Origin of the sequence: Micrococcus lacusdianchii (assembly GCF_023155805.1) — a bacterium.
In the GTDB taxonomy this organism is placed as follows: Bacteria; Actinomycetota; Actinomycetes; order Actinomycetales; family Micrococcaceae; genus Micrococcus; species Micrococcus lacusdianchii.
In genome coordinates this window covers 1-872 of record NZ_JAKNUW010000052.1, presented here as the reverse complement: position 1 = coordinate 872, position 872 = coordinate 1, and the positions used below count along the sequence as shown (strand labels likewise).

1 pseudogene is annotated in these 872 nt (G+C 82.3%); it reads right to left on the bottom strand.

The features are described 5' to 3' along the window. Positions 1–872, bottom strand: a pseudogene (locus MA879_RS12295) (thiol reductant ABC exporter subunit CydC); the annotation flags it as partial.

Sequence of the window (872 nt, the reverse complement as noted above, 5' to 3'; positions counted from 1 at the left end):
GCTGGGGCCCCTGCAGGGCGGCGTCCGCCTCCGCGAGCCGGTCGGCGGCCGCCCGGGCCCGGCCGAGGCCGTGCAGGTCCGGGGCGGCGGCGAGCACGGCCGCGACCCGGTCCAGCAGCCCGGCGCGGTGGCGCACGGCCGCCTGGGTCTGGCGCCGGTCGAGCGCCGCGACGACGACGGGGATCGCCACGAGCCCCAGGGCGCCGGGCACGAGGGCGGCCGCGGCCAGCTCCGGGGCCAGCAGGGCCACGGCTCCGGCGCTCACGAGCCACGCGAGCACGGCCGCCGGCACGGGCACCATCACGCGCGGCGCGGCGTCCCGCAGGGCGTCCACGTCCGCGACGAGCACGGACAGCGCCCCGTCGGCGCGGCTCAGGCGCCCCCACAGGGCGGGCCGGCGACCCAGGGCGTCCCACAGCCGCAGCCGCAGCCGGGAGGCCCAGCCGAGGACGGCGTCGTGGGTGGCCAGCCGGTCCAGGTAGCGGAACACCGCGCGGGACAGGCCGAAGGCGCGGACCAGCACGATCACGGAGAGCAGGTACAGCACGGGCGGCCGCCCCGCCGCGGTGACGATGAGCCAGCCCGAGAGCCCCGCGAGCAGCGCCGCGGACAGGTGCGTCCCCGTGGCCCACGCGACGCCGGCCCACAGCCGGCCCGAGCGCCACGGCAGGATCCGCAGGGCGGCGCGCGTGCGGGCGCGGCGCGCGGCCGCCGGGGACGGCGCGGTGGAGGTCGCGGAGGCGGGGACGGGCTCCGCCTCGACCCGCGAGGCGACCGCGGCCGGCAGGGCGACGGCGGCCGTCGTGGCGGCCTCGGGATCCGCGGCGCCGTCGGCCGCGGCGGCCTCGGGATCCGCGGCGCCGCCGACCGCG